This is a genomic window from Klebsiella planticola, from assembly GCF_000783935.2.
Lineage (GTDB): Bacteria > Pseudomonadota > Gammaproteobacteria > Enterobacterales > Enterobacteriaceae > Klebsiella > Klebsiella planticola.
On the sequence record NZ_CP026047.1, the window covers coordinates 1117120 to 1143708 of the forward strand.

General features: G+C 55.6%; 25 protein-coding genes and 1 tRNA gene. 9 read left to right on the forward strand and 17 right to left on the reverse strand.

Annotation, left to right across the window (positions count from 1 at the left end):
- The first annotated feature begins 57 nt into the window (after positions 1 to 57).
- Genes MC50_RS05335 through dolP form a run of 4 tightly spaced genes read left to right on the forward strand, consistent with a single transcriptional unit; the run spans position 58 to position 3702 of the window.
- On the forward strand, positions 58 to 2160 hold the full coding sequence (locus MC50_RS05335; RefSeq protein ID WP_047663523.1) for a penicillin-binding protein activator: 2103 nt from the start codon (positions 58 to 60) through the stop codon (positions 2158 to 2160).
- Entirely contained in the window at positions 2118 to 2504 is a 387-nt protein-coding gene (locus MC50_RS05340) for a YraN family protein (protein WP_047663524.1), read from the forward strand. Before MC50_RS05335 ends, MC50_RS05340 begins: the two co-directional genes overlap by 43 nt.
- Before the next feature lie 22 nt (positions 2505 to 2526).
- On the forward strand, positions 2527 to 3117 hold the full coding sequence (gene diaA, locus MC50_RS05345; RefSeq protein WP_004868024.1) for a DnaA initiator-associating protein DiaA: 591 nt from the start codon (positions 2527 to 2529) through the stop codon (positions 3115 to 3117).
- A 9-nt stretch (positions 3118 to 3126) separates the two neighbouring features.
- A complete protein-coding gene (gene dolP / locus MC50_RS05350) occupies positions 3127 to 3702 on the forward strand; it encodes a division/outer membrane stress-associated lipid-binding lipoprotein (protein ID WP_032690598.1) in 576 nt (191 codons plus the stop codon).
- Between the two features lie 81 nt (positions 3703 to 3783).
- On the opposite strand, the gene MC50_RS05355 is transcribed toward dolP, so the two are convergent.
- The 3 genes from MC50_RS05355 to MC50_RS05365 form a co-directional block, all read right to left on the reverse strand.
- A complete protein-coding gene (locus MC50_RS05355) occupies positions 3784 to 4821 on the reverse strand; it encodes a permease (RefSeq protein ID WP_047663525.1) in 1038 nt (345 codons plus the stop codon).
- 42 nt (positions 4822 to 4863) lie between these two features.
- A complete protein-coding gene (locus MC50_RS05360; protein WP_032690596.1) occupies positions 4864 to 5508 on the reverse strand; it encodes an NAD(P)H-binding protein in 645 nt (214 codons plus the stop codon).
- Positions 5509 to 5601: 93 nt separating this feature from the next.
- Positions 5602 to 6039: a YhbP family protein gene (locus MC50_RS05365; RefSeq protein ID WP_046853416.1), complete on the reverse strand. Its 438-nt coding sequence runs from the start codon at positions 6037 to 6039 to the stop codon at positions 5602 to 5604.
- 46 nt (positions 6040 to 6085) lie between these two features.
- Here MC50_RS05365 and MC50_RS05370 point away from each other — a divergent pair, with 46 nt between their 5' ends.
- On the forward strand, positions 6086 to 6379 hold the full coding sequence (locus tag MC50_RS05370; protein WP_172619961.1) for a GIY-YIG nuclease family protein: 294 nt from the start codon (positions 6086 to 6088) through the stop codon (positions 6377 to 6379).
- Here the strand turns inward: MC50_RS05370 and MC50_RS05375 are convergent.
- The gene (locus tag MC50_RS05375) at positions 6366 to 6869 is read right to left on the reverse strand and encodes a GNAT family N-acetyltransferase (protein WP_032690593.1); all 504 of its coding nucleotides are present in this window, start codon (positions 6867 to 6869) and stop codon (positions 6366 to 6368) included. The two genes, MC50_RS05370 and MC50_RS05375, sit on opposite strands and share 14 nt — an antisense overlap.
- A complete protein-coding gene (gene ubiT / locus MC50_RS05380) occupies positions 6863 to 7387 on the reverse strand; it encodes a ubiquinone anaerobic biosynthesis accessory factor UbiT (RefSeq protein ID WP_032690592.1) in 525 nt (174 codons plus the stop codon). Before ubiT ends, MC50_RS05375 begins: the two co-directional genes overlap by 7 nt.
- A 221-nt stretch (positions 7388 to 7608) precedes the next feature.
- Here ubiT and ubiU point away from each other — a divergent pair, with 221 nt between their 5' ends.
- The 3 genes from ubiU to MC50_RS05395 all read left to right on the forward strand — a co-directional run bounded on the left by ubiU (position 7609) and on the right by MC50_RS05395 (position 10641).
- The gene (gene ubiU, locus MC50_RS05385) at positions 7609 to 8604 is read left to right on the forward strand and encodes a ubiquinone anaerobic biosynthesis protein UbiU (RefSeq protein WP_004868047.1); all 996 of its coding nucleotides are present in this window, start codon (positions 7609 to 7611) and stop codon (positions 8602 to 8604) included.
- A gap of 8 nt (positions 8605 to 8612) precedes the next feature.
- On the forward strand, positions 8613 to 9491 hold the full coding sequence (locus MC50_RS05390; RefSeq protein WP_046853415.1) for a U32 family peptidase: 879 nt from the start codon (positions 8613 to 8615) through the stop codon (positions 9489 to 9491).
- Between the two features lie 142 nt (positions 9492 to 9633).
- On the forward strand, positions 9634 to 10641 hold the full coding sequence (locus MC50_RS05395) for a luciferase-like monooxygenase (RefSeq protein WP_047663526.1): 1008 nt from the start codon (positions 9634 to 9636) through the stop codon (positions 10639 to 10641).
- Positions 10642 to 10929: 288 nt separating this feature from the next.
- Here MC50_RS05395 and mtr read toward each other — a convergent pair whose 3' ends face one another.
- The 12 genes from mtr to MC50_RS05460 all read right to left on the reverse strand — a co-directional run bounded on the left by mtr (position 10930) and on the right by MC50_RS05460 (position 24771).
- Complete coding sequence (gene mtr, locus MC50_RS05405; RefSeq protein WP_032690586.1) at positions 10930 to 12174, reverse strand: tryptophan permease; 1245 nt, start codon at positions 12172 to 12174, stop codon at positions 10930 to 10932.
- Between the two features lie 142 nt (positions 12175 to 12316).
- Positions 12317 to 14284 carry a DEAD/DEAH family ATP-dependent RNA helicase gene (locus tag MC50_RS05410; RefSeq protein WP_004868054.1) on the reverse strand — a complete coding sequence of 656 codons (1968 nt, stop codon included), beginning with the start codon at positions 14282 to 14284 and terminating at the stop codon, positions 12317 to 12319.
- Positions 14277 to 14357, reverse strand: coding sequence for a protein YrbN (gene yrbN / locus MC50_RS05415; protein ID WP_099001532.1), 81 nt, complete (start codon positions 14355 to 14357; stop codon positions 14277 to 14279). The genes MC50_RS05410 and yrbN overlap by 8 nt, the downstream gene beginning before the upstream one ends.
- Positions 14358 to 14459: 102 nt before the next feature.
- A complete protein-coding gene (nlpI, locus tag MC50_RS05420; RefSeq protein WP_004868058.1) occupies positions 14460 to 15344 on the reverse strand; it encodes a lipoprotein NlpI in 885 nt (294 codons plus the stop codon).
- A 108-nt stretch (positions 15345 to 15452) separates the two neighbouring features.
- Complete coding sequence (pnp, locus tag MC50_RS05425) at positions 15453 to 17588, reverse strand: polyribonucleotide nucleotidyltransferase (protein WP_004868062.1); 2136 nt, start codon at positions 17586 to 17588, stop codon at positions 15453 to 15455.
- Between the two features lie 242 nt (positions 17589 to 17830).
- Complete coding sequence (rpsO, locus tag MC50_RS05430) at positions 17831 to 18100, reverse strand: 30S ribosomal protein S15 (RefSeq protein WP_004868066.1); 270 nt, start codon at positions 18098 to 18100, stop codon at positions 17831 to 17833.
- Positions 18101 to 18247: 147 nt separating this feature from the next.
- Positions 18248 to 19192: a tRNA pseudouridine(55) synthase TruB gene (gene truB, locus MC50_RS05435; RefSeq protein WP_032690585.1), complete on the reverse strand. Its 945-nt coding sequence runs from the start codon at positions 19190 to 19192 to the stop codon at positions 18248 to 18250.
- Positions 19192 to 19593, reverse strand: a complete 402-nt coding sequence (gene rbfA / locus MC50_RS05440; RefSeq protein WP_004106092.1) for a 30S ribosome-binding factor RbfA — start codon at positions 19591 to 19593, stop codon at positions 19192 to 19194. The genes truB and rbfA overlap by 1 nt, the downstream gene beginning before the upstream one ends.
- Positions 19594 to 19811: 218 nt before the next feature.
- Positions 19812 to 22496 (reverse strand): translation initiation factor IF-2, encoded by a 2685-nt coding sequence (gene infB, locus MC50_RS05445; RefSeq protein WP_004868071.1) that lies wholly within the window; start codon positions 22494 to 22496, stop codon positions 19812 to 19814.
- Between the two features lie 24 nt (positions 22497 to 22520).
- On the reverse strand, positions 22521 to 24008 hold the full coding sequence (gene nusA, locus MC50_RS05450) for a transcription termination factor NusA (RefSeq protein ID WP_032690584.1): 1488 nt from the start codon (positions 24006 to 24008) through the stop codon (positions 22521 to 22523).
- Between the two features lie 27 nt (positions 24009 to 24035).
- Positions 24036 to 24488, reverse strand: a complete 453-nt coding sequence (rimP, locus tag MC50_RS05455; RefSeq protein WP_004868075.1) for a ribosome maturation factor RimP — start codon at positions 24486 to 24488, stop codon at positions 24036 to 24038.
- 206 nt (positions 24489 to 24694) lie between these two features.
- Positions 24695 to 24771 (reverse strand) — tRNA-Met (locus tag MC50_RS05460).
- A gap of 454 nt (positions 24772 to 25225) precedes the next feature.
- Between MC50_RS05460 and argG the strand changes: the two genes are divergently transcribed.
- Positions 25226 to 26569: an argininosuccinate synthase gene (gene argG / locus MC50_RS05465; RefSeq protein ID WP_047663528.1), complete on the forward strand. Its 1344-nt coding sequence runs from the start codon at positions 25226 to 25228 to the stop codon at positions 26567 to 26569.
- The last annotated feature ends 20 nt before the right edge of the window (positions 26570 to 26589 follow it).

Consider the following 26589-nt stretch of genomic DNA (forward strand, 5'->3'; position numbering starts at 1 on the left):
GTCCGTATTGCCGAATTAATATTGAGCATTGAGCCAAAAAAATATCACTGGATACATATGGTACCGTCAACATTTCTTCGTTCTAAACCCGCGCGTTGTCTGCCCGTACTGCTGGCTGCTTTGATCTTCGCTGGCTGCGGCACCCATACCCCGGATCAAAGCACGGCGTTTTTACAGGGTACGGCACAGGCAGATTCCAGTTACTACCTACAGCAAATGCAGCAAAGCTCGAATGATAGCAAGACCAACTGGCAATTACTCGCCATTCGTGCACTGTTACAGGAAGGCAAAAAGCAGCAGGCCATCGACCTGTTCAACCAGCTGCCGTCTAATCTCAACGGTACCCAGGCCCGCGAGCAATCTCTGCTGGCCGTCGAAGTGAAGCTGGCGCAGAACGATTTCCAGGGCGCTCAGGCGCTGCTGGCGAAGCTCGATCCCGCCAGTTTTGAGCACAATCAGCAGCCGCGATACTGGCAGGCGCAGATTGATGCCAGCCAGGGCCGCCCGTCAATTACGCTGCTGCGTGCCCTGATCGCCCAGCAGCCGCTGCTGAGTCAGGCGAAACAACAGCAGCAGAATATCGACGCGACCTGGAAAGCGCTCACCTCAATGACCCAGGATCAGGCTAACGCGCTGATCATCAATGCCGATGAAAACGTCCTGCAGGGATGGCTGGATCTGCAACGCATGTGGTTTGACAACCGTAACGATCCCACCCTACTCAAAGCCGGCGTGAAAGACTGGCAAACCCGCTATCCGCAGAACCCTGGCGCGAAAATGCTGCCAACGGCGCTGGTGAATATGCAAAATTATAAACCGGCTTCAACCAATAAAATCGCGCTCCTGCTGCCGCTCAACGGCCAGGCCGCGGTCTTCGGCCGTACCATCCAGCAAGGCTTTGAAGCGGCGAAAAATGGCGCGCCGACCGTCGCCGGAAGCGCCGTTCCTGCCCAGGTTGCGCAGGCCGCCAATGTCGCCAGTAGCGACGTCGTGAGCCCTTCGCAGGCGGAAGTGGGCGACCTGACCTCAGCCAATACCGCGCCGGTCCCTGTTCAGGCGCCAGCGGCCGATCGGGCTCCGGTGACGGCAGCGGCCGCCACTCAGGCCGCTGCTGCGCCGGAGCAGTCAGCCACCAGCGACGCCGCCGCGACGACCGCACAACCTGCGGTCAGCGCACCGCAGGCCCAGCCGGTTGCCACCACCCCGGCCAATCCTTCGGCTGAACTGAAAATTTACGACACCACCACGCAATCAATGAGTCAGCTGCTCGCGCAGGTACAGCAGGATGGCGCCACCCTCGTCGTCGGCCCGCTGCTCAAAGATAACGTCGAGGAGGTCATCAAGAGCAACACCTCGCTCAACGTGCTGGCGCTGAACCAGCCGGAGAAAGTCGAAAATCGCGCCAATATTTGCTATTTCGCCCTCTCGCCGGAAGATGAAGCCCGTGACGCGGCGCGCCATATTCACGATCAGGGCAAACAAACGCCGCTGCTGCTGGCGCCTCGCGGCGCGCTCGGCGATCGCGTGGTGAACGCCTTTGCCAACGAGTGGTTAAAACTGGGTGGCGGAACCGTTCTGCAGCAGCGCTTTGGTTCAGCTTCTGAGCTGAAATCCAGCGTCAACAGCGGTATCTCTCTGAGCGGAACGCCCGTTTCTACGCTGCCGTCAGCGTCTGACAGCAGCCTCGGCAACCCGGAAGATGTCCCGGTCAGCAGTAGCGGTGGCGTCGACGCCGCCTGGATCCTGGCGACGCCGGAACAGATTGCCTATATCAAACCGATGATCGCCCTGCGCAACGGCAGCCAGAGCAATGTCACCCTGTACGCCAGCTCCCGTAGCGCCCAGGGCACTGCCGGCCCAGATTTCCGCCTGGAGATGGAAGGTTTGCAGTATAGTGAGATCCCGATGCTGGCCGGCAGCAACCCGGCGCTGATGCAGCAGGCGCTCTCCGCCGTGCGCAACGATTATTCACTGGCTCGCCTGTATGCAATGGGCGCGGATGCCTGGTCGCTGGCTAACCATTTCGCCCAGATGCGCCAGACGCCGGGCTTCGAGCTGAACGGTAACACCGGCGATCTGACGGCCACGCAGGACTGCGTGATCAACAGGAAATTGTCATGGCTCAAGTACCAACACGGACAGATCGTCACAGCCAACTAACCAAACAGACCGGAGATGCCTGGGAAAACCAGGCTCGCCGGTGGCTGGAAAGCCGGGGGCTGCATTTTATCGCCGCCAACGCCCGTGAGCGGGGCGGTGAAATTGACCTCATCATGCGCGATGGCGCGGTAACCGTTTTTGTGGAAGTGCGCTATCGGCGCAGCGCAAGCTACGGGGATGCCGCCTCCAGCGTCACGCAAAAAAAACAACAAAGACTCCTCCAGGCTGCTCGCCTGTGGCTCTCCCGGCAGAATGGGAGCTTTGACACTGTGGATTGCCGTTTCGATGTGGTAGCCTTCACCGGAAACGACATCCAATGGCTGAGAAACGCCTTTGGCGAATAGCGTAAATGAATTAAGGGATCCCGTGCTCGATAGAATTAAAGCCTGCTTTACTGAAAGCATTCAAACCCAAATTGCAGCAGCGGAAGCTCTCCCGGATGCCATCTCCCGTGCGGCCTTGACCCTGGTACAGTCGCTGCTCAATGGCAACAAAATCCTCTGTTGTGGCAATGGCACCTCTGCCGCCAACGCACAGCATTTTGCTGCCAGCATGATTAATCGTTTTGAAACAGAGCGTCCTGGTTTACCCGCCATTGCACTAAATACCGATAATGTGGTCTTAACCGCAATTGCCAACGATCGCCTGCACGACGAAATCTACGCCAAGCAGGTTCGCGCGTTAGGCCATGCAGGTGATGTTCTGCTGGCCATTTCCACGCGCGGCAATAGTCGGGACATCGTGAAAGCCGTTGAAGCTGCCGTCACCCGCGATATGACCATCGTCGCACTCACCGGCTACGACGGCGGTGAGCTGGCTGGCCTGCTGGGCCAGCAGGATGTCGAAATCCGCATTCCGTCTCATCGCAGCGCGCGAATTCAGGAAATGCATATGCTCACCGTTAACTGCCTGTGCGATTTGATTGATAACACGCTTTTTCCACACCAGGACGATTAAGGAGAACACATGAAGGCTCTCTCGCCCCTCGCCATCATTCTTTCTGCGCTACTGCTACAAGGATGCGTTGCCGCAGCGGTAGTCGGAACGGCAGCTGTCGGCACCAAAGCCGCCACGGACCCGCGTACGGTAGGTACTCAGGTTGATGACAGTACGCTGGAACTGCGCGTCAACAGCGCGCTGTCGAAAGACGAGCAAATTAAGAAACAGGCCCGGATTAACGTTACCGCCTATCAGGGCAAAGTCCTGCTGACCGGTCAGTCTCCGGTGGCGGATCTCTCCGCGCGCGCGAAACAAATTGCGATGGGCGTCGAAGGGACAACGGAAGTCTTTAACGAAGTACGTCAGGGCCAGCCGATTGGTTTAGGTACCGCCTCTTCCGATACCTGGATTACCACAAAAGTACGCTCTCAGCTGCTGGGCACCGATCAGGTCAAATCGTCAAACGTCAAAGTAACGACCGAGAATGGCGAAGTGTTCCTGATGGGTCTGGTCACGGACCGTGAAGGCCGTGCGGCGGCAGATATCGCCAGCCGGGTCAGCGGCGTGTCGCGCGTGACCACCGCCTTTACCTATATCAAGTAAGTAGCAAAAATAGTCCCGGCTCGCGCAATGCTGAGCCGGGTGACTAACCGGGCAAGGCGTTAGCCGCAGCCCGGGATTTCATCAGAGTAACGCCAGTCCGCCAACCACCGCACCACATAGCGCCACCAGCCCACCGGTCAGCCACAGCGCTTTCGCCGGAAAAGCCTTACGCAACATAATCAACGACGGCACGCTGACCGCAGGCAACGTGATGAGCAGCGCCAGCGCCGGGGCAAACCCCATTCCCGCCAGCATCATGGTCTGGACGATAGGGATCTCCGCCGCAGTAGGGATGACAAACAGACAGCCGGCTATCGCCATCGCCACCACCCAGAACAGGGTATTCCCCACCACGCCATCGGCATGCGGGAACAGCCAGACGCGCGCCGCCCCCAGCACCAGGACCGCCAGAATATAGACCGGGATAGTATTCCAGAACAGGGTCCAGAGCGCCCTCAGCCAGCGGGATAAAAAAGGTCCCTGCGCGGTATCACCGACAGCCGGAAGATCTGACGGTTGCGTTGCCGCCTCTTTGACCCATTTTTGCACCAGCGTCGCCACGATCAACACCGTTGCCAGCCCGGCAACCAGGCGAATCAACGCAAACTGCCAGCCCAGCACAAACCCCATAAACACCAGCGTTGCCGGATTCAGCAACGGGTTGCCCATCCAGAACGCCAGTGCGCCGCCCATCGATACCTGCTGCTTACGCATTCCCGCCGCAACCGGTGCGGCGCAGCAAGTACACATCATACCGGGCAGAGAAAACAGCACGCCTGAGAGCGTACCGCGAAATCGAGACTGGCCCAACGTACGCAGCAGCCAGTCGCGCGGGATCAGCACCTGAATCAGCGAACCAAGCAGGACGCCCAGCACCGCCGCTTTCCAGACAGCCAGGAAGTAGACCGCCGCGTAGTCCCATGCCGCTTTGAACGGATTGGCATCGGCCTGGGCGAGGATCGATTTACCGATACTGTGCGTTTCTGCGGCCGTAAACGCCTTGCCATAGTAAGGCTGCCATTTGACGAACCACAGGCCAACGATGACAACGAGAAAAAAGAGCGCGGGTTTCCACCATTGAAACGGTGATGCCGCCTGAGATGAAGACTGACCAGCCATAGCATTCCCCAGGAAAGATGTGGTGATGTGAAGCGCAGAATACTACGCTTCGCTGGCCGCAATTTCACGCAGTTTTGCCGATGGCAGAATCGTCACGCCCTCCCGGCCTGGGGTCAGCGCTTCGCTAAGCATCGCCTGCGCCACCTCATGGGCATGGATAGATTTCCAGTTTCCCGGCAGCAGTCGGAACAATGGCGCCAGCACCGCTTCATTGGCCCTTTTTTGCTCTCGATCGCCCAGCAGCATCGACGGTCGCAAAATCGTCAGACGCGTCCACGGCTGCGCGCGCAGCGCCTCTTCCATTTCGCCTTTAACGCGGTTGTAGAAGAACATCGAATGCGGATTGGCCCCCATCGCGCTGACCACCAGCATGTGCTTTGCGCCCAGCCGTAGCCCGGTGAGCGCCGTATCCACCACCAGCCGGTAGTCAGCCTGAATGAAGGCGGCTTTACTGCCCGCGTCTCGCAACGTGGTCCCCAGGCAGCAAAACACGATATCGACGGGGTCAACAACCTGCGCCAGCGCATCACTCAACTGAGGCGCATGAGGATTCAGCACGCCCTCGGCATCCGCCAGCGGGCGGCGGGTCGCTGCGGTTATCGCCGCAATGCCCGGCGCCTGGATCAGCATTCGAAGTAAGTGCCCACCAACTAATCCGGTAGCCCCTGTTATTAGCACCTGGCTCATTATGCCCCCTGAAAAATCAGCCCTTCAGCGGCAGACGCCGCGGTAACAAGAGTATGTGGGAAAGATGGGACTCTGCACGTCCGTTACGGGCTTTCACTCGCTATCGGAATGACGTAGCCAGTGTAACTTGGTGCCGAACCCCAGCGTGTTATCGGTGAACTTGAGCTCATCCGGACGGATTTCCCAGACCGGCGCCCGCAGCATCCTGGCGATCGGAAAGCGGGTGACGTACCGCGCGCGCATCACCGCTTCCTCATCACCTGAAAGACGACGAATTTCACCTTTGAACTGGACGCCGCGAATACGGGCAACGGTTTTCGGCTGGCCATTTACGGTGCCGGCGACCTTTGCACGCTGGCCGGTCATCTGCCCGTGGCGGGTATTGTCATCACTGAGGAGATAGAAGGCGACGTTTTGCGAGTCATACACATAGAACGCATTGGCGCACCACAGCTCTTCCTCGCTGGCAACGCACCAGGTAATCACATGCTGTTTGCCAAGCCAGCGGCTGATAGCAGCGAGCGTATCCATCTTTACTCTCCGGTATGTTATGGTGCATCTACCTTAACATACCGATATTTCTACCGTGCGCTGGTTTCTCTATTTGATACGTACCGCCGATAATCGCCTTTACACCGGGATTACTACCGATGTTGCGCGCCGTTTTTGTCAGCATCAGGATGGCAAGGGAGCAAAAGCATTGCGGGGAAAAGGCGAACTGCAGCTGGCGTTCAGCCAGGAAGTTGGTGAACACTCACTTGCACTACGAGTGGAGTATCGCATCAAGCAGCTAACGAAGCGCCAGAAAGAGCGCCTCGTTGCCGGAGATGGTTCTTTTGAGACTCTGCTGGAGAGCCTCAGAGGCGGTTAAAGCGATCGCTGTACTCCACCAGCCCATGCACCCCTTCCAGCGCGTCATCGGCCAACGGGCGCACCTGGAACGCCTCGGCGGTATCCGCCCAGCGGCAACGCAGATCGAAGCGGGCTGCCGGCTCAAAGCCGAGGCGGCCGTAGAAGGCCGGATCGCCCAGTGTCACCACTGCGGCATAGCTAAACTCATTCAATGAATCCAGCCCTTCGTAGACCAGCTGGCTGCCGATTCCCTGGCCGCGATAATTTTCATCTACCGCCAGCGGCGCCAGCCCAACCCACTGCAGTTCTTCGCCTTCAACGGAGACCGGGCTGAAGGCAGCATAGCCAATAACCTGCCCTTCATCATCTGTCGCCACCACGCCCAGCGTGATCAGACCGTCTTCACGTAAATCGTGCACCAGCTGCGCTTCGGCATCGCTGCCAAACGTACGGCGCAATAACGCGTCGATTCCCGGTGCATCAATCCCAATTTCAACTCGAATCAGCATGCCTCACCTACCGATGTCTGTTCAGGTTTCCGCGGGCCGTTCAGCCCCGCTTCAACAAAGTCAGCCAGCTGCAGCAGCATCACGCGCAGCGCTTTTGGCATCTGCTCCAGCTCAATGGCATCCATCAGGTTTTTTACATACAGCCCCAGCTCAGTATCACCTTCGATGACCAGCCGACGCTGGAAGAACAACGTATCCGGATCCTGCTTACGCGCGGCGATCATCAGCAGATCGCTGGCATCGGCGCTGAAGCTCACATCCGCTTCGGCCGTAGAGCTGACCACCAGACGCCCTTCGCTCACCGAGGTATACCACAGCAGACCGATATCACGCACATTAATACTTAACCAGCGGCCTTCGAGAAAATCCAGTTCGCCATCTTCCAGAGCCTGACGAAACTGCCAGCTTAATACCTGCTCCAGCACCTGGCGCTTGAGGGCAAAAGGCGCCAGCTTAACCGGCACGCTCATCAAAGACGGGCCAAAGTGGACCAGCCGGGAACGCAATTTATCCAACACAAGCCTTACTCCATGAAAGCAATAGTTCCGCTATTGTGCCATATCAAATAAACGACATAGCGGCGTAAATCAACAAAATCACAACGACGGATACCTATTATTGGCGCCGTCAATACGCTTTTAACTGCCTCAAATCAAAAATTGTCACCAGAAGGTTAACTAAAATCCCTGCTCATTAACCCTATCAGCGTCCCTACGGGCCGCATTTTTCAGGAAAAATTATGGAGCTGCTCTGCCCAGCCGGCAACCTTCCGGCACTTAAGGCGGCCATCGAAAACGGTGCCGATGCCGTCTATATCGGGCTGAAAGATGACACTAACGCCCGCCACTTTGCCGGCCTTAATTTCACCGAAAAGAAACTGCAGGAAGCCGTTAGCTTTGTGCATCAGCACCGTCGTAAGCTGCATATCGCGATCAATACCTTTGCACATCCTGACGGTTATGCCCGCTGGCAGCGCGCGGTAGACATGGCGGCACAGCTGGGCGCGGATGCCTTAATCCTTGCCGATATCGCCATGCTGGAATACGCCGCGGAGCGTTATCCGCATATTGAACGCCACGTTTCGGTACAGGCGTCGGCAACCAACGAAGAGGCGGTGCGTTTCTATCACCGCAATTTCGATGTCGCCCGCGTTGTGCTACCGCGCGTGCTCTCGATTCATCAGGTAAAACAGCTGGCCCGCACGACGCCGGTTCCGCTGGAGGTCTTCGCCTTCGGTAGCCTGTGCATCATGGCAGAAGGCCGCTGCTACCTCTCTTCCTACCTGACCGGCGAATCGCCGAATACCGTCGGCGCCTGTTCACCTGCGCGCTTTGTCCGCTGGCAACAAACGCCGCAGGGTCTGGAATCACGCCTCAACGAAGTGCTGATCGATCGCTATCAGGATGGCGAAAATGCGGGTTACCCGACGCTGTGCAAGGGCCGCTATCTGGTCGATGGCGAGCGCTATCATGCGCTGGAAGAGCCAACCAGCCTGAATACGCTGGAGCTACTGCCGGAACTGATGGCGGCCAATATTGCGTCGGTGAAAATTGAAGGTCGTCAGCGCAGCCCCGCCTATGTCACCCAGGTGGCGAAAGTCTGGCGCCAGGCGATCGATCGCTGCAAAGCCGATCCGCAAAACTTTATTCCGCAATCCGCATGGATGGAGACGCTCGGTGCCATGTCCGAAGGGACACAAACCACCCTTGGCGCCTACCACCGTAAATGGCAGTGAGAAAAGTAATGAAATATTCATTAGGGCCGGTGCTTTACTACTGGTCGAAAGAGACGCTGGAAGATTTTTACCAGCAGGCCGCACGTTCCAGTGCCGATACTATCTATCTGGGCGAAGCCGTATGCAGCAAACGCCGCGCCACCAAAGTGGGCGACTGGCTGGAGATGGCGAAAGCGCTGGCGGGCAGCGGTAAGCAGGTGGTGCTCTCCACGCTTGCGCTGGTGCAGGCCTCTTCCGAACTCAATGAGCTGAAGCGCTATGTCGATAACGGCGAATTTCTGATCGAAGCCAGCGACCTTGGCGTCGTCAATATGTGCGCAGAGCGCAAACTGCCTTTCGTCGCCGGACATGCGCTCAACTGCTATAACGCCGTCACCCTGCGTCTGCTGCGTAAACAAGGAATGATGCGCTGGTGCATGCCGGTTGAGCTGTCTCGCGACTGGCTGGTGAACCTGCTCGCCCAGTGCGAAGAGCTCGGTCTGCGCGATCAGTTCGAAGTGGAAGTCCTGAGCTACGGCCACCTGCCGCTGGCCTACTCTGCCCGCTGCTTTACCGCACGTTCCGAAGATCGCCCGAAAGATGAATGCGAGACCTGCTGCATCAAGTACCCGAACGGGCGCAGCGTGCTGTCCCAGGAAAATCAGCAGGTGTTTGTCCTGAACGGTATTCAGACCATGAGCGGCTATGTCTATAACCTCGGCAACGAACTGGCGTCGATGCAGGGGCTGGTCGATATGGTGCGCCTGTCACCGCTGGGCAACGATACCTTTGCTATGCTCGATGCTTTCCGCGCCAATGAAAACGGCGCCTCGCCGTTGCCGCTGATCGCCAACAGTGACTGTAACGGTTACTGGAAACGACTGGCCGGGCTGGAACTGCAGTCCTGAAAATAGCTCGCTTTGTTAACAGCATGCTTCGTCTTTTCATGCAGTATGAAAGCTGCAGCTTTTCTGGCTGGCGCTCGCTGAATGCGCCAGGCTGGAAGAAGACCTTCAATCTGATGACGATGCTGTAACAAAGTGAGCCTTTATGACTGACAAATCTATTCCGTTCTCGGTGCTCGATCTGGCACCGATCCCCGAGGGTTCTTGCGCCAAAACGGCCTTCTCGCACTCTCTGGATCTCGCTCGCCTGGCTGAAAAACGCGGCTATCACCGCTATTGGCTGGCGGAACATCACAACATGGTTGGCATTGCCAGCGCCGCAACATCGGTGCTTATCGGTTATCTGGCGGCGAATACCACGACGCTGCATCTGGGATCCGGTGGCGTGATGTTACCCAACCATTCACCGCTGGTGATCGCCGAACAGTTCGGTACGCTCAATACCTTATATCCCGGGCGTATCGACCTGGGGCTTGGCCGTGCGCCGGGCAGCGACCAGCGTACGATGATGGCGCTCCGCCGTCATATGGGCGGGGATGTTGATAACTTCCCGCGCGATGTCGCCGAACTGGTGGACTGGTTTGATGCCCGCGATCCCAATCCGCACGTGCGCCCGGTTCCCGGTTACGGAGAGAAGATCCCGGTGTGGCTGTTAGGCTCCAGTCTGTACAGCGCGCAACTGGCGGCGCAGCTTGGCCTGCCCTTTGCCTTCGCTTCGCACTTCGCGCCGGATATGTTATTCCAGGCGCTGCATCTCTACCGCACCCAGTTCAAACCGTCCGAACGCTTAGCGAAACCGTACGCCATGGTATGTATTAATATCATCGCCGCCGATAGCAACCGTGATGCCGAATTCCTGTTCACCTCGATGCAACAGGCATTCGTGAAACTGCGTCGCGGCGAAACCGGTCAGCTGCCGCCGCCGGTGGAAAATATGCATCAACTGTGGTCTGCCTCAGAACAGTATGGAGTCCAGCAGGCGCTCAGCATGTCGCTGGTTGGGGATAAGGCCAAAGTCCGCCACGGGCTGGAATCCATTTTGCGGGAAACCCAGGCCGATGAGCTGATGGTGAACGGCCAGATCTTCGATCATCAGGCGCGCTTGTATTCGTTTGATTTAGCGATGCAGGTGAAAGAGGAGTTGCTGGGGTAGTTTTTTGCCGGATGACGGCGGCGTCTTATCCGGCCTGCTCATCCCCTGTAAGCCCGGTCAGACTTGCGTCACCGGGCATTGTGGCTTCGAGTTGGTGGGGGCGTTTTTGCCGGATGACGGCGGCGTCTTATCCGGCCTGCTCATCCCCTGTAAGCCCGGTCAGACTTGCGTCACCGGGCATTGTGGCTTCGAGTTGGCGGGGGCGTTTTTGCCGAATGACGGCGGCGCCTTATCCGGCCAGCTCATCCCCTGTAAGCCCGGTCAGCTTCGCGCCACCGGGCATGCTGTTTACTGGTAAACAGGCAACAGATTAAAGCTCGATAAGAAATGCACGATAATGTTACCGGCGCCAAACAGCAGAATCAGCACAATCATCGGCGTTCCACCCCAGACACGAAACTGTGGGCTGCCGAAGCGCTTGCGCGATGCGCGGGCCAGCAGCGCCGGGACAATCGCCGCCCAGATGGTTGCGGCCAGACCGGCATAGCCGATGGCATACAGGAAACCATTGGGCTGCAGCAGGCCGCCGATGATCGGTGGAACAAAGGTCAGGAGCGCGGTCTTAAAACGGCCGAGAGCAGAATCATCAAAACCAAACAGGTCCGCCAGGTAGTCAAACAGGCCCAGGGTTACCCCAAGGAAAGAGCTGGCAACGGCGAAGTTCGAGAACACCACCAGTAACAGATCCAGACTACGGCTGTTGAGCACCCCACTCAATGCCTGTACCAGCACATCAATATTGCCGCCCTTCTGCGCGATACCGATAAACTCAGGGCGTGGAATGTTGCCCATCGTCACCAGTAACCAGACGACATACAGCCCCAGAGCCAGCAGCGTGCCGTAAACCAGGCAACGGGTTATGGTCCGGGGATCTTTGCCATAATACTTCATCAGACTCGGTACGTTACCGTGATAGCCAAAGGAGGCCAGGCAAAACGGGAGGGTCATCAACAGGTACGGCGTGTAGGATGCATTCTTTTCGGCGACGTTAAACAGTGTCGTCGGCTCAACGTGCCCCAGCAGACTTCCGAAGGTCAGGAAGAAGGTAATAACCTTGGCTCCCAGTACGATTGCCGTCATTCGGCTCACCGCTTTGGTACTCAACCAGACGATAAAAGCCACCAGCAGCGCAAAGCCAAAGCCCGCTGCCCGCGCCGGCACATGCAATGAAAGCTCTGAGAAGGTATGGTGCAGTATGGAGCCGCTGGCCGAGATATAGGCGTAGGTCAGAATATAGAGCACAAAAGCGATCGATAGACCGTTGACCAGATTCCAGCCTTTCCCCAGCAGATCTTTGGTGATGGTGTCGAAGCTGGAGCCAATACGGTAGTTCAGGTTCGCTTCCAGAATCATCAGTCCGGAATGGAGCATGCAAAACCAGGTAAAGATCAGCGCAGCCAGCGACCAGAAGAACCACGCACCGGACATGACCACCGGCAGCGAAAACATGCCTGCGCCAATGATGGTCCCGCCGATTATCACCACGCCGCCAAATAAGGACGGTCGGGTTGCCGTAGTGGTAAGTGTCGCCATTTGCCGAAATCTCCAGTCATTCATGCTTTTCGTTGTTAACGCGCAGCACTGTACCAGTACACGAGTACAAAAGAAATAAAAAAAGCCCCAATCATCACGATCGGGGCTGTATTATTTACTTTACGCTAGCGGAGTGCGCTAATTACGCATCGCCACCGAAACGACGACGACCAGCGGAATCATCACGGCGCGGAGCCGCAGCTGCATCATCACGACGCGGGGCACGAGCACCGTCACGACGTTCGCCGCTGAAACGACGACCATCACCACGGCCGCCTTCACGACGCTCACCACCACCGAAGTTGCGGCCGCCTTCACGACGTTCGCCACCGAATGCGCGACCGCCTTCACGGCGCTCACCACCGCCACGACGCTCGCCGCCACGGTCCGGACGCGGCTGAGCATCGCCCAGCAGCTGCATGTTCATCGGCTTGTTCAGGATGCGAGTACGAGTGAAGTGCTGCAGAACTTCGCCCGGCATGCCTTTCGGCAGTTCGATCGTGGAGTGGGTACCGAACAGCTTGATGTTACCGATGTAACGGCTGCTGATGTCGCCTTCGTTAGCGATAGCGCCAACGATATGACGAACTTCAACGCCATCATCGCGGCCCACTTCAATGCGATACAGTTCCATATCGCCCACGTCGCGACGTTCGCGCTTAGGACGATCTTCACCGCTACGCTCCGGACGGTCGCCACGCGGACCACGGTCGTTGCGGTCGCCACGGCGCTCGAAACGATCGTCACGGTCGCGGAATTCACGCTTAGGACGCATCGGTGCATCCGGCGGCAGAATCAGCGGACGTTCGCCCTGAGCCATTTTCAGCAGGGCTGCGGCCAGGGTTTCGATATCCAGCTCTTCACCTTCAGCAGACGGCTGGATTTTCGCCAGCAGCGCACGGTACTGATCCAGATCGCTGCTTTCCAGCTGCTGCTGAACTTTGGCGGCAAATTTTTCCAGACGGCGTTTGCCCAGCAGTTCTGCGTTCGGCAGTTCGACTTCCGGGATCGTCAGCTTCATGGTGCGTTCGATGTTACGCAGCAGGCGGCGTTCACGGTTCTCAACGAACAGCAGCGCGCGGCCAGCACGACCCGCACGACCGGTACGGCCGATACGGTGAACGTAAGACTCGGAGTCCATCGGGATATCATAGTTAACAACCAGGCTGATACGCTCAACGTCAAGGCCACGAGCCGCAACGTCGGTCGCAATCAGAATATCCAGACGACCATCTTTCAGACGCTCCAGAGTCTGCTCACGCAGCGCCTGGTTCATGTCGCCGTTCAGCGCGGCGCTGTTGTAGCCGCTACGCTCCAGCGCTTCAGCCACTTCCAGGGTCGCGTTTTTGGTACGAACGAAGATAATCGCCGCATCAAAATCTTCCGCTTCCAGGAAACGCACCAGCGCTTCATTTTTACGCATACCGTAAGCAGTCCAGTAGCTCTGGCTGATGTCCGGGCGAGTCGTGACGCTGGACTGGATGCGCACTTCCTGCGGCTCTTTCATAAAGCGGCGGGTAATGCGACGGATCGCTTCCGGCATGGTGGCAGAGAACAGAGCGGTCTGATGACCTTCCGGGATCTGCGCCATAATCGTTTCTACGTCTTCGATGAAGCCCATACGCAACATTTCGTCAGCTTCATCCAGTACCAGACCGCTCAGTTTAGAGAGATCAAGAGTACCGCGCTTCAGGTGGTCCAGCAGACGACCTGGGGTACCCACAACGATTTGTGGTCCCTGGCGCAGAGCACGCAGCTGCACGTCATAACGCTGGCCGCCGTAAAGGGCTACCACGTTTACGCCGCGCATATGTTTAGAGAAGTCCGTCATTGCTTCAGCAACCTGTACCGCCAGTTCGCGGGTCGGCGCCAGCACCAGAATTTGCGGTGCTTTCAGCTCAGGATCAAGATTGTTCAGCAGCGGTAAAGAGAACGCTGCGGTTTTACCGCTACCCGTCTGGGCCATACCCAGAACGTCGCGGCCGCCCAGAAGATGCGGAATGCACTCAGCCTGGATCGGAGATGGTTTTTCGTAACCCAGATCGTTAAGCGCTTCAAGGATGGGAGCCTTCAGGCCCAGATCTGCAAAAGTGGTTTCGAATTCAGCCATGTAGTACGTGTGCCTCAAAATTAATGGCGGCCAGTCTACATAACTCAACGTGAAAATTTAGAGTAATTTTCATTGAAAAGTGTGAACCGGCTCAAAGTAGGTGTATTAACGAACAACAACGCCCTCACCCGTTAAGGTGATGGCAAACAAAAAAATGGGCTGATGTGTTCGTCAGCTATTGCTGGTCCGATTCTGCCAGGTCATCTTGCTCCTGGCCCAAGAGCGATAATTCCAACAATGCGTATCGGTGCTCAACGTAGTTGTGAACGTTGTTTGCGACCGCCAGTTTGAACAGTGCCGTAGCGCTGTCCTTGTCCCCCAGACTTAGGTAGTACTTACCTAAATAGAAGTTGGTTTCACTGAGATGCTCAGCGAGCGAGGTGTTATCCGTTGCGTCTGCCTTCAAACGGTCCATCAACGTTTTTTCGTTGATGTCGCTAAGGTAGAACTCGACAATGTTCCATCCCCATTGTTCTTTATCCGATTTGTCGAAGCGCTGTTTCAGTGCTTCAAGCGCCTGCTTCTCGTCGAGTTTACGCTCAGCGAGGTAAAGCCACAGGCTACGGAAAGGATCATTGGGATCGTCTTGATAAAACGCCAGCAGATCATCTTGCGCTAACTTAGCGCGACCGCCGTAATACAGGGCGATACCGCGATTCAAGTGCGCGTAGTTGTAAGTTGGATCAAGCTCAAGTACAGAATCAAACGCTTCATAGGCAGCATCAAAATTGCCTGCCTGCGTTAAATAAATGCCTAAGTAATTGAATACTTCAGGCATATCAGGTCGGATTGCCAACGCTTGTGAAAAATCATTTCGCGCTAATGCCCTCAGACCGAGACTATCATACAACACTCCGCGCTCATATAAAAGCTGTGCGCGTTCGTCATCGGTTAAAGCCCGACTGGCAAGAATTTGTTCCATGCGCGCCAGAATCACTTCTTGCTGCAAAGTCGGTTGCAATGGCACCGCGAGGACTGCGTCCTTACGCCAGGCAGAGTTGCTGCATCCTGCCAGCGTGAGAGCTGTCGCCACGAAACACCAGCGCAAAAAAGGCTTCATTTCCCACTCCCGAAGACAACGATTGGATGAACGTCCAGTTCCCCGGCTGCAAACAGGGCGTCCTGCCCGTAATACGCCCTCCGCCAACGCGGAGGGCAAACGGCAACCTTACTCGCCTTGCTCAGCAACCGGAGCTTCCGGTGCAGCGGCAGGCTGTGTCTGTTCAGCTGCTTCTTTAATGCTCAGACGAACGCGGCCCTGACGGTCAACTTCCAGAACTTTAACCGGCACTTCCTGACCCATCTGCAGGTAATCGGTCACTTTCTCTACGCGCTTGTCAGCGATCTGAGAAATGTGGACCAGACCTTCTTTACCGCCGCCGATGGCAACAAATGCGCCAAAGTCAACGATACGGGTCACTTTACCATTGTAAACACGGCCAACTTCGATCTCAGCGGTGATCTCTTCGATACGACGGATAGCGTGTTGCGCTTTGTCGCCATCGGTTGCTGCGATCTTCACGGTACCGTCATCTTCGATTTCGATGGTAGTACCGGTCTCTTCAGTCAGCGCACGAATCACAGAGCCGCCTTTACCGATCACGTCTTTGATCTTGTCCGGGCTGATCTTGATGGTGTGGATACGCGGTGCGAATTCGGAGATATCGCCGCGCGGCGCGTTAATCGCCTGCTCCATTACGCCCAGGATGTGCAGACGAGCACCTTTCGCCTGGTTCAGTGCAACCTGCATGATCTCTTTGGTGATGCCTTCAATTTTGATATCCATCTGCAGCGCAGAGATACCGTCGCGGGAACCCGCCACTTTGAAGTCCATATCACCCAGGTGGTCTTCGTCACCCAGAATGTCAGACAGAACGACGTAGTTGTCGCCTTCTTTCACCAGACCCATTGCGATACCCGCAACGGCAGCTTTCACCGGCACACCAGCATCCATCAGCGCCAGAGAAGCACCGCAAACGGAAGCCATGGAGGAAGAACCGTTAGATTCGGTGATTTCAGATACCACGCGAACGGTGTACGGGAATTCTTCCGTGGTCGGCATAACGGCCAGTACGCCGCGCTTAGCCAGACGACCGTGACCGATTTCACGACGCTTCGGTGAACCCACCATGCCAGTCTCGCCGACAGAGTACGGAGGGAAGTTGTAGTGGAACAGGAAGGAGTCAGTACGCTCGCCCATCAGTTCGTCAATGTTCTGCGCATCACGTGCGGTACCCAGAGTGGCAGTCACCAGCGCCTGAGTTTCGCCACGGGTGAACAGTGCGGAACCGTGAGTACGCGGCAGTACGCCAGTACGAACATCCAGACCACGAATCATATCTTTTTCACGGCCATCGATACGCGGCTCGCCTGCCAGTACGCGGCTACGCACGGCATTTTTCTCGATAGCGTGCAGGATTTCACCCAGTTCGTTAGCGTCCAGGGTTTCGTCTTCAGCAATCAGCGTCGCGATGGTTTCCGCTTTGATCACGTCAATCTGAGCGTAACGCTCTTGTTTATCAGTGATACGGTAAGCATCGCTCAGACGCGCTTCGGCCAGGGCAGCAACGCGCGCATTCAGCGCTTCGTTGACAGCTTCCGGCTGCCAGTCCCAGCGCGGTTTACCCGCTTCTTTAACCAGGTCGTTGATGTTCTGAATGACAATCTGCTGCTGCTCGTGGCCAAAGACCACCGCACCCAGCATCTGGTCTTCGCTCAGCAGTTCAGCTTCAGATTCCACCATCAGGACTGCCGCTTCGGTACCGGCAACAACCAGGTCCAGCTTACTTTCTTTCAGCTCATCCTGAGTCGGGTTCAGAACGTACTGGTCATTGATATAACCAACGCGAGCAGAACCGATAGGACCGTTGAACGGAATACCTGACAGGGACAGCGCTGCGGAAGCACCAATCATCGCCACGATATCCGGGTTAACCTGTGGGTTAACGGAAACAACGGTAGCGATAACCTGAACTTCGTTGACGAAGCCTTCCGGGAACAGCGGACGAACCGGGCGGTCAATCAGACGCGCGATCAGGGTTTCGCCTTCGCTTGGACGGCCTTCACGACGGAAGAAACCACCCGGAATTTTACCTGCTGCGTAAGTACGCTCTTGATAGTTAACGGTCAGCGGGAAGAAGTCCTGACCTGGCTTCGCTTTTTTCTGACCAACAACGGTAACGAATACCGCAGTGTCATCCATGCTAACCATGACAGCAGCAGTGGCCTGACGAGCCATCATGCCGGTTTCCAGCGTTACGGTATGTTGGCCGTACTGGAATTTACGAACGATCGGATTTAGCAAAATTCTATCCTTTATATCAATAGGTGACGCGATATCCACGACATAGCGTCAGTTGACCCGATCTCCTGCATCCTCGCGACTAATGACAACCTTTACCCGCCCCTGCGGATCAAGCCTCTCATTAGCCGCGCGAACCTCTGCACGAAGATCATTAATAGCAACAATACATGAGTTTTTAGTGAATTGCTGCCGCCTGGTCGAAAAAAGGGGCCCTGAGGCCCCTTTTTCTGAAACTCGCAGAATTAGCGACGCAGACCCAGACGCTCGATCAGCGAAGAGTAACGTGCAACATCTTTACGTTTCAGGTAGTCGAGCAGTTTGCGACGCTGGGAAACCATGCGCAGCAGACCACGACGGCTGTGGTGATCTTTTTTATGCTCGGAGAAGTGACCCTGCAGATGGTTAATCTGTGCAGTCAGCAGTGCAACCTGAACTTCGGTAGAACCGCTGTCGTTTTCGCCACGACCAAACTCAGAAACGATTTTTGCTTTAGCTTCAACGCTTAGAGACATTTTAAAACTCCAGATTTAAAAGAAAGAAAGGGTGCCGATCTCTAATTCAGCGACCCCTGATGCAACGCCCGAAAATGTTAAAACACTTTTGCGGACGTTAAGCGGCGATATTCTACCCGCAGCCGGCTTTTATCGCAAGAACAGCACTCAAGCCGGGTATTCGACAACCAGACGACGCGGCGCCACGCGGCCTTCATCGTCAATCTCACCCATACCGAGAAACTTACCGTCTTCACCTTCAGTGACCCGCACCAGGCCCTGTAGCGGGGCACCTGTTGTACGGACCGGGTTGCCATTCTTAAAGTAAACCGCCGATGTTTCGGGAATATTAACCAGCGGATAATCTGACGCCGGGCTGTCCATAGGCATCAGCAGCGGATCGAGCAGCTGCGCGGCGGGAATATCCTGTGCCGCCGCCTGTTCAACCAGCGCCTGTAGCTGCTCCAGCGTCACCATCCGCTCAACCGGATATTTGCTGACGGCCAGACGGCGCAGATAAATAACGTGGGCGCCACAGCCCAGTTTCTCACCCAGATCGTCGATAATCGTCCGGATATAGGTGCCTTTGGAGCAATGAATTTCCAGCTCCAGCTCATCCCCTTCGTGGCGGATAAACAGCAGCTCATAGACGTTAATCGGCCGGGCTTCACGCGGAACGTCAATCCCCTGACGGGCATATTCGTAGAGCTTTTTCCCCTGGTATTTCAGCGCCGAATACATCGACGGTACCTGTTGGGTTTCGCCGCGGAAACTGTCCAGCGCCGCCGCCAGCTGTTCGTCGCTGAAGGTCAGCGGGCGCTCTTCCACCACCTGGCCATCGGCATCAGAGGTGTCGGTACGCTGTCCGAGCTTCGCAATCACACGATAACGCTTATCGGAATCCAGCAGATACTGGGAAAACTTGGTGGCTTCCCCGAGGCAAATCGGCAGCATGCCGGTTGCCAGCGGATCCAGCGCCCCGGTGTGCCCTGCGCGATTCGCATTATAGATACGTTTGACTTTCTGCAGTACATCGTTGCTGGACGCGCCCTGAGGTTTATCCAGCAACAGCACGCCATGCACATCGCGACCGCGACGACGAGGACGACTCATCAGTCCTCCTTGCTGTCGTCCGGGTTCACACGACGCTCATCGTCATGCTTCACCACGCTGGTCACCAGGTTAGACATACGCATCCCTTCAACCAACGAGTTGTCGTAGAAGAAGGTCAGTTCCGGCACGATACGCAGCCGCATTGCTTTCCCCAGCAGGGAACGGATAAAGCCGGATGCTTCCTGCAATGCTTTGATGCCGGCTTTCACCGCGGCTTCGTCTTTGTCGTTCAGAAAGGTCACGAAGACTTTGGCATAAGCCAGATCGCGAGACATTTCAACGCCAGAAACGGTGGTCATCATGCCCAGACGCGGGTCTTTAATTTCGCGTTGCAGGATGATAGCAATCTCTTTTTGCATCTCCTGAGCCACGCGCTGCGGGCGACCAAATTCTTTCGCCATAATAAATTCTCCAGATAAAGACAAAAAAGGGGCCATAAGCCCCTTTTTAGAATTATTGCCGGGTGGCGCTATGCTAACCCGGCCAACGCTAGTCAATCGTCTAAGGATTTGGGGGCAACACAGGCGGCAGGCTCATCAATCCCCGGGAGCATAGATAACGATGCGACCGGGGTGAACGAGCGCAGCCAACGCAGTGGCGGCCCAAAAGTCGACGAAGATTACGCGATGGTACGCTGAATCTCGATGATCTCGAACACTTCGATCATATCGCCAACGCGAACGTCGTTGTAGTTCTTCACGCCGATACCACATTCCATGCCGTTACGGACTTCGTTAACGTCATCTTTGAAGCGGCGCAGGGATTCCAGCTCGCCTTCATAGATAACCACGTTGTCGCGCAGTACGCGGATTGGGTTATGACGTTTAATCGTCCCTTCGGTAACCATACAGCCCGCGATAGCGCCGAATTTCGGCGATTTAAAGACATCGCGCACTTCAGCCAGACCGATGATCTGCTGTTTCAGTTCCGGAGAGAGCATACCGCTCATCGCCGCTTTCACTTCGTCGATCAGGTTATAGATGACGGAGTAGTAGCGCAGATCCAGGCTTTCCGCTTCGATAACTTTACGCGCTGATGCATCGGCACGTACGTTGAAGCCTACCAGGATAGCGTTGGATGCCGCAGCCAGGGTCGCGTCGGTTTCGGTGATACCACCTACGCCAGAGCCGATGATCTTCACTTTGACTTCGTCGGTAGACAGTTTCAGTAAAGAGTCGGAGATCGCTTCCACGGAACCCTGAACGTCCGCTTTCAGTACGACGTTCACTTCGTGAACTTCGCCTTCAGTCATGTTAGCGAACATGTTCTCAAGTTTAGATTTCTGCTGACGCGCCAGTTTGACTTCACGGAATTTGCCCTGACGATACAACGCAACTTCACGCGCTTTCTTCTCGTCACGAACCACGGTCACTTCATCACCCGCAGCCGGAACACCGGACAGACCGAGGATTTCCACCGGAATGGACGGACCCGCTTCCAGAACTTCCTGACCCAGTTCGTTACGCATCGCACGAACGCGACCGTATTCGAAGCCGCACAGAACGATGTCGCCCTTGTGCAGAGTACCTTCGCGAACCAGAACGGTTGCCACCGGACCACGACCTTTATCCAGGAAGGATTCGATAACCGCACCGCTGGCCATACCGTTACGTACCGCTTTCAGCTCCAGAACTTCAGCCTGCAGCAGGATAGCATTCAACAGGTCATCAATACCGGTACCCGCTTTCGCAGAAACAGGGATGAACTGAGATTCGCCGCCCCACTCTTCCGGCATAACGCCGTACTGAGACAGTTCGTTTTTAACGCGATCCATATCCGCTTCAGGTTTGTCGATCTTGTTGACCGCAACCACTACCGGCACCTGAGCCGCTTTTGCGTGCTGGATAGCTTCGATAGTCTGTGGCATCACGCCATCGTCGGCAGCGACAACCAGAACAACGATATCCGTTGCCTGCGCACCACGAGCACGCATTGAGGTAAACGCGGCGTGGCCCGGGGTATCCAGGAAGGTGATCATCCCGTTTTCAGTTTCAACGTGGTATGCACCGATGTGCTGGGTAATACCACCCGCTTCGCCGGATGCCACTTTGGTTGAACGAATATAGTCCAGCAGAGAGGTTTTACCGTGGTCAACGTGACCCATGATGGTCACAACCGGTGCACGGGCTTCTGCCGCCGCGCCGGTATCACGGTCGCTCATTACCGCTTCTTCCAGTTCGTTCTCACGACGCAGGATAACTTTGTGGCCCATCTCTTCGGCAACCAGCTGTGCGGTTTCCTGGTCGATGACCTGGTTGATGGTCGCCATCGCGCCCAGCTTCATCATCGCTTTGATGACCTGAGAGCCTTTGACCGCCATCTTGTTAGCCAGCTCGCCAACGGTGATGGTTTCACCGATGATAACGTCACGGTTTACAGCCTGCGCAGGCTTCTGGAAGCCCTGTTGCAGAGAAGAACCTTTACGCTTGCCGCCTTTGCCGCCACGAACGGCTGCACGGGCTTCTTCACGATCGGCTTTGGATTCGGCGTGTTTGTTGCCTTTCTTCGGACGCGCAGCTTTGCTGTTGCGACCGCGGCCACGACCGCCTTCAACTTCGCGATCGTTATCATCTTCAGCCTGACGGGCGTGCTGAGACGTCGTCACGTGATAATCGCTGGTTTCTTCTGGAGCTTCTGGTGTTTCGGTCCAGTTCTTTTCGTTTTCTGCAGCCATACGGCGTGCTTCGTCCGCTACGCGGCGCGCTTCTTCTTCAAGCTTGCGACGTGCTTCTTCTTCCGCTTTACGTTTCAGCTCTGCTGCTTCGTTTTCACGGCGGATCTTTTCAGCCTGGGCGCTTTTTGTCATGTCGTCGGTTTGTTGATTGCTCACTTTGTCTTTTTCCGCAGCTTCACGTTTCGCTTTCTCAGCGACTTCACGTTTAGCTTGTTCTGCGGCCTCACGTTCAGCTTTTAATTGCGCCTCTCGCTTGGCAGCTTCTTCTGCCTCGCGATGGGCTTGCTCTTCCGCTTCACGCTGCGCCTGCTCTTCCGCGGCAAGGCGTTCTGCCTCTTGCGGATCGCGTTTCACAAAGGTGCGCTTCTTGCGGACTTCGATTTGTACCGATTTACTTTTACCACCGGTACCTGGAATATTTAACGTGCTGCGCGTTTTGCGCTGCAGCGTCAGCTTGTCGGGCGCCGAACCGTGTTCACGGTTCAGGTGCGTCAACAAGGTCTGCTTCTCTTGCGCCGTCACAGAATCATCAGCCGATTTGCGAATCCCTGCATCAGCAAATTGCTGTATCAGGCGATCCACAGAGGTCTGAATCTCTGAGGCCAGCGCTTTAATGGTCACATCTGTCATGCTGTTCCTTCCTGCTACAGTTTATTACGCTTCGTCGCCGAACCAACAAATATTACGGGCGGCCATGATGAGCTCTCCGGCTTTTTCGTCGGTCAACCCTTCGATATCAGCCAGATCATCAATGCCCTGCTCGGCGAGATCTTCCAGCGTACAAACACCACGGGCAGCCAGTTTGAAAGCCATCAAACGTTCTAAACCTTCCAGATTTAACAAATCATCGGCAGGTTTAGTATCTCCCAGGCTTTCTTCCTGAGCCAGCGCCAACGTGGTCAGCGCATTTTTCGCACGCTCACGAAGTGCTTCAACGGTGGCTTCATCCAGACCGTCGATTTCCAGCAGTTCTTTCACCGGCACATAGGCCAGTTCTTCCAACGTCGCGAAACCTTCTTCAACCAGCAGCGTGGCGAAATCTTCATCAATATCAAGATATTTCGTGAAGGTATCGATAGCCGCGTGGGCTTCAGCCTGATGCTTCGCCTGCAGGTCGTCAACGGTCATCACGTTGAGTTCCCAGCCACTCAGCTGTGAGGCCAGACGGACGTTTTGACCGTTACGGCCAATCGCCTGCGCCAGATTGCCCGCTTCAACCGCGATATCCATGGTGTGCTTATCTTCATCCACCACGATAGAGGCGACGTCAGCCGGTGCCATCGCGTTAATCACGAATTGCGCCGGGTTATCATCCCACAGGACGATATCGATACGCTCGCCGCCCAGCTCGGTTGAAACCGCCTGAACGCGTGCGCCACGCATACCTACGCAAGCGCCAACCGGGTCGATACGCTTATCGTTGGTTTTCACCGCAATCTTGGCACGAGAGCCCGGATCGCGAGCGGCGGCTTTGATTTCGAGAACTTCTTCGCCGATTTCCGGTACTTCAATACGGAACAATTCAACCAGCATTTCCGGCTTAGAACGGGTCACGAACAGCTGAGCGCCGCGCGCTTCCGGACGAACCGCATACAGGACACCGCGGATACGGTCACCCGGACGGAAGTTCTCACGCGGCAACATATCTTCACGCAGGATCACGGCTTCAGCATTGCTGCCCAGATCCAGAGTGATGTTGTCGCGGTTTACTTTCTTCACCACGCCGGTGATGATTTCACCTTCGTGCTCGCGGAACTGATCGACAACCATAGCGCGTTCAGCTTCACGCACTTTCTGTACGATAACCTGTTTCGCGGTCTGCGTAGTGATACGGTCGAAGGTGACGGATTCAATCTGGTCCTCAACGTAGTCACCAGGATTCATGCTTTCGTCTTCGTAGCGCGCCGCTTCCAGCGTAATTTCGCGCGTCGGCTGGGTCACTTCTTCAACGACCAGCCAACGACGGAAGGTGTCGAAATCACCGCTTTTACGGTCGATTTCTACGCGAACGTCGATCTCTTGTTCATATTTTTTCTTGGTTGCCGTTGCCAGAGCACTTTCCAGCGCTTCGAAAATCTTTTCGCGCGGCAGCGCCTTTTCGTTGGAAACGGCTTCAACAACAGCCAAAATTTCTTTGTTCATCGGGGCCTTTCACCTCAATCCAGACTGTTAAAAGTGGGGAACCAGGTTCGCCTTCTGGATGTTACTCAGCGCGAACACTTCATCTTTGCCTTCGACGGTTACCGTGATCATTTCACCGTCTACCGCTTTGATAATGCCCTGCCATTTGCGACGGTTCTGTACCGCCATACGCAATACCAGCGCGACTTCCTCACCGGAAAAACGCTCATAGTGTTCGGCGGTAAACATCGGGCGATCGAGACCAGGTGAAGATACTTCCAGGTTGTAAGCTACGGTGATTGGATCTTCGACATCCATGACAGCGCTGACCTGGTGGCTCACATCAGCACAATCATCAACATTGATGCCATCATCACTATCAATATAGATGCGCAGTGTGGATGTGCGACCGCGAATGAATTCGATGCCGACCAGCTCAAAGCCAAGCGCTTCAACCGGCGCCGTGAGCATCTCTGTTAATTTTTGCTCTAATGTGGACAAACCCACCCCCAAGACATAAAAAAAGGGCGTATAGCCCAGTTATTCTGAAGTCAGATAACAAAAAACCCCGATAAATCGGGGTTTTAGATAACTGAACCCTGCGATCGCAACTGCGATCTGGAACACCTTCCAGGAGAATTCTTTCAAATTCGGATACGAAGGACCAGGTCCTCACAGTATATTTGAAAAAGTACTCAATGGGAAAGTGGTTGCGGGGGCCGGATTTGAACCGACGACCTTCGGGTTATGAGCCCGACGAGCTACCAGGCTGCTCCACCCCGCGCCTGAAACGTGGCATATTTTACTCTTATTGAGCAAAAGACGCAAATACTGCTGGGATTTGGTACCGAGGACGGGACATAAAATCGTGGTAAAGTTTATTGATAAACTCTATATTTTGTCAACCTGTATTTCGTCTCTCCCTGTTCTCGTTTGTGCTGCCATCTCGCTATTTTTTAGCAAAAAAGCAATGAAGCACTTCCTGTCATCCGCAAAAGATGATTAAATGAAAACTCACAATTAATGCATAAAAATGCAATAAGAACTTGTTCCATTTGACGCCATTGCCACCGCATCTTTGGGTACGGAAAGCGCGCAGTCGCCAGCGCAGCGTCAAAGCTCGTGAAGATTATGCACTTTGTCCGCAGAAAAAACGGCAGGCAGAATAGTCAAATGGGACAGGTTCTACGACTTGATAAACCGAACTCACAACAGTCTATCTAGCAGGGTTTTATTTTATGACGACGATTCTTAAGCATCTCCCGGTTGGTCAACGTATTGGTATCGCTTTCTCTGGTGGTCTGGATACCAGCGCCGCACTGCTGTGGATGCGCAAAAAAGGCGCAGTTCCTTATGCCTATACTGCAAACCTGGGCCAGCCTGACGAAGAAGATTACGATGCAATCCCTCGTCGCGCCAAAGAGTACGGTGCAGAAGGCGCTCGTCTGATCGACTGCCGTAAACAGCTGGTCGCAGAAGGTATCGCCGCGATTCAGTGCGGTGCTTTCCACAATACTACTGGCGGTCTGACCTACTTTAACACCACCCCGCTGGGCCGCGCGGTGACCGGCACCATGCTGGTTGCAGCGATGAAAGAAGATGGCGTAAACATCTGGGGCGACGGCAGCACTTACAAAGGCAACGATATCGAGCGTTTCTACCGCTATGGTCTGCTGACCAATGCCGAGCTGAAAATTTACAAACCGTGGCTGGATAGCGACTTTATCGATGAGCTGGGCGGCCGTCAGGAAATGTCCGAATTCATGATTTCCTGCGGCTTTGACTACAAAATGTCCGTTGAAAAAGCCTACTCCACCGACTCCAATATGCTGGGCGCAACGCACGAAGCGAAAGATCTGGAATTCCTCAACTCCAGCATGAAAATCGTTAACCCGATCATGGGCGTCAAGTTCTGGGACGAAAGCGTCAAAATCCCGGCCGAGGAAGTGACTATCCGTTTTGAGCAGGGTCATCCGGTGGCGTTGAACGGTAATACCTTCAGCGATGACGTCGAGCTGATGCTGGAAGCGAACCGCATCGGCGGCCGTCATGGTCTGGGCATGAGCGATCAGATCGAGAACCGTATCATCGAAGCGAAGAGCCGCGGTATTTATGAAGCCCCGGGGATGGCGCTGCTGCATATTGCTTATGAGCGTCTGCTGACCGGTATTCACAACGAAGATACCATCGAGCAGTACCATGCCCATGGTCGCCAGCTGGGCCGCCTGCTGTATCAGGGCCGTTGGTTTGATTCCCAGGCTCTGATGCTGCGCGATGCGCTGCAGCGTTGGGTGGCCAGCGCCATTACCGGCGAGGTGACGCTGGAGCTCCGTCGCGGCAACGACTACTCCATCCTGAACACCGTCTCCGATAATCTGACCTACAAAGCCGAACGTCTGACGATGGAAAAAGGCGACTCCATGTTCTCGGCGGAGGACCGTATTGGTCAACTGACCATGCGTAATCTGGATATTACCGATACCCGTGACAAGCTGTTTGGTTACGCGCAATCGGGCCTGCTGAGCGCCTCTTCGGCTACCGGCCTGCCGCAGGTAGAAAACCTGGAAAACAGAGAAAAATAATCTGTTTTCAACTACGCTTT